Below are 3,002 nucleotides of genomic sequence, written 5' to 3'. Positions count from 1 at the left end.
GTCATGTGGGTCTTCTGTGTCTTCATGGCAGCCCTGGCTATCGGCGCGGCCCGGGCGCAAACCGCTCAGGCGCCGGGCATGGGCGCAACCTCGCCGCTTGGAACGGTACCGTCGGAATCATCGTCGTCTTCCAGCTCCGGGACAATTCCACTTGGCGCGACCGAACTCAATCCGTCCGGAATAAGTCCGCTGGTGATGCCGTGTCCGAATACGACGTCGGGCGGGGCTTTCGACGGTGGCGGCACGACCACGCCGTCCGCATGCGGCTCGGCGACGGCGAGCAGTTCGTCGCAGGCATCTTCTTCGTCGCAAGCATCGACCAACACGATGGGACTGACGGGATCGACGGTCGGCTCGAGCATTCCTCTCGGTGCCACCGACCTTGGGACACCCGGCGAGAGTCCGGATGTCAGCGTTCCCCCACCCACGGTCTCCGTGTCGCCTTGTACCACGCAGGGAACATCCACCACATTCGATGCCAACGGAATGGCGTCCGCGGGCGGCTGCTAGGCCGGCTCCGACGAGGTTTACCACATGCGCAAGGGTCTTCTGGGTCTGGTGGCTGTTCTGCTGATCGGAGGAGCCGCGGCCGGCGTCATCCTGTGGCGCCAATCGAAGGCCGAGCCTCCAAAGCAAGCGCCGCCGCAGCCGACGCCGGTGGTGGCCGCGACCGTCAATGCCCATCCGGTTCCGATCTATCTGCGCGGCGTCGGCACCGTGATCGCGTTCAACAACGTCGTCGTGCGTAGCCAGATCACCGGGCCGCTGATCAAGGTCAGCTTCCGCCAGGGGCAGGCCGTGCACAAAGGCGACGTTCTCGCCGAGATCGACCCACGCCCCTACCAGGCCCAGCTCGATCAGGCGATTGCAAACAAGGCGCGCGATCAGGCCCAGCTCGTCAACGCCCAGGCCAATCTCGGCCGCTACGTCCCGCTGCAGGCGAAGGGCTTCGCCACCGGCCAGCTGGTCGACACCCAGAAGGCCCAGGTCGCGCAGCTCGAAGCCGCCGTGAAGAGCGATCAGGCCGTCATCGAGAATGCGCAGGTCAATCTCGGCTACACCAGGCTGACGGCGCCGATCGATGGCGTCACCGGGATTCGGCAGATCGACGAGGGCAACATCATTCATCCCACCGACACCAACGGGCTGGTCGACGTCACTCAGATCCAGCCGATCTCGCTGATCTTCACGCTGCCGGAGACCAATTTTCCCGAAATCCAGCAGCAGATGACCAAGGGACCGATCCAGGTGTTCGCCTTCAGCCAGGACGACAAGAGCCAGCTCGATGCAGGCGAATTGCTGCTGATCGACAACCAGATCAACCAGACCACGGGCACCATCCGCCTGCGCGCCACCTTTCCGAATGCGAAGCATTTGCTCTGGCCCGGCGAGCTCGTGAACGCCCGCTTGCTGCTGCGGACCGAGCCTGCGGGATTGACGATCGCCGCGGGCGCCGTGCAGCAGGGGCCGGCGGGGTCCTATGTCTATGTCATCCTGCCGGACCAGTCCGTGCAGGTCAGGCCGGTCCATGTCGCACAGATCAGCCAGGGCCAGGCGCTGATCGATTCCGGGCTGACGGCCGGCGAGACCATCGTGGTCGATGGCCAGTACAAATTGCAGCCCGGCACGCACGTCGCAATCCTGCACGGCAAGGCCGCGCAGGAGGCCGACCTGCAGAGCGCGGTCGAGCAGGCCATCCCATGAATATCTCCGCGGCTTTCATCCACCGGCCCGTCGCGACATCCCTGTTGATGATCGGCCTGCTGCTATGCGGTCTGGTGGCGTACCGCCTGATGCCGGTCGCGGCGCTGCCCAACGTCGACTATCCGACCATCCAGATCAGCGCGCAACTGCCCGGCGCCGATCCGCAGACCATGGCCTCGTCGGTCGCGACCCCGCTGGAACAGCAGCTGAGCCAGATTCCCGGCCTCGCCCAGCTGACCTCGTCCAGCGCGCTCGGCCTCGTCCAGTTGACCGTTCAATTCGAACTCAGCCGCACCGTCGACAGTGCCGCGACGGATGTGCTGGCCGCGATCAATGCCGCGAGTCCCTATTTGCCGACCAACATGCCCTATCCGCCGACCATCCGGAAAGTGAACCCGGCGGATACGCCGATCATCCTGCTCGCGCTGACCTCCGACACGCTGCCGCTGACGACGGTGGATGCCTATGCGGAAAACATCCTGTTGCCGAAGATTTCGCAGATATCGGGCGTCGGCCAGGTCGGCATCGGCGGGCAGCAGAAACCGGCGATCCGCATTCAGGTCAATCCGCAGGCGCTGGCGTCGCGTGGCCTGAGCCTGGAGGATGTCCGCAATGTGATCAGCGGCGCCAATGTCGACCTGCCGAAGGGAACGCTCAACAGCCCGCGTCAGACCTTTACGCTCAACACCAACGATCAGCTTCTGAAGCCCGAGGCCTATGACGATCTGATCATCGCCTATCGCAACGGCGCGCCGGTGCGGATTCGCGATGTCGGCAAGGCGATCGAGGCGCCGGAAAACAATCTGTTGGCGGGCTGGTACAACAAGCAGCGCGCGATCATCCTGCCGATCCTGCGCGTCCCCGGCGCCAACGTGATCGCGACCGTCGATCACGTCAAGGCGCTGCTGCCGCAGCTCGAAGGCTCGATTCCTCCGGCCATCAAGGTCTCGATCGCCTCCGACCGCACCACGACGATTCGCGCGTCGGTCTCCGATGTGCGCTTCACCCTGATCCTCACCATCGCGCTCGTCGTCATGGTAATCTTCATGTTCTTGCGCAACTTCTGGGCGACCGTGATCCCGGGCGTCACCGTGCCGCTGTCGCTGGTCGGCACCTTTGCCGCGCTGTACGAATTCGGCTACAGCCTCGACAACCTGTCGCTGATGGCCTTGACCATCGCGGTCGGTTTCGTCGTTGACGATGCCGTGGTGGTGATCGAAAACATCGTCCGCCATCTCGAGGAAGGCTTGAGCCCGATGGAGGCCGCGCTGAAGGGCTCGCGCGAGATCGGCTTCACC

Annotated in this window: 3 protein-coding genes; 2 read left to right on the top strand and 1 reads right to left on the bottom strand. The window is 64.5% G+C overall.

What is annotated here, in order from left to right; translation table 11 throughout:
- Window positions 1-65: 65 nt before the first annotated feature.
- Entirely contained in the window at window positions 66-362 is a 297-nt protein-coding gene (locus WCB02_RS40415) for a hypothetical protein (RefSeq protein WP_423968219.1), read from the bottom strand.
- A gap of 172 nt (window positions 363-534) precedes the next feature.
- Between WCB02_RS40415 and WCB02_RS40410 the strand changes: the two genes are divergently transcribed.
- Window positions 535-1,704 carry an efflux RND transporter periplasmic adaptor subunit gene (locus tag WCB02_RS40410; protein ID WP_423968217.1) on the top strand — a complete coding sequence of 390 codons (1,170 nt, stop codon included), beginning with the start codon at window positions 535-537 and terminating at the stop codon, window positions 1,702-1,704.
- Window positions 1,701-3,002: efflux RND transporter permease subunit (locus WCB02_RS40405; RefSeq protein WP_423968215.1), on the top strand; the 1,302-nt coding region annotated here is incomplete at its 3' end. The genes WCB02_RS40410 and WCB02_RS40405, both read left to right, overlap by 4 nt.

This window comes from Bradyrhizobium sp. (genome assembly GCF_049581145.1).
GTDB lineage: Bacteria > Pseudomonadota > Alphaproteobacteria > Rhizobiales > Xanthobacteraceae > Bradyrhizobium.
This window is presented reverse-complemented; position numbering and strand designations above follow the sequence as displayed.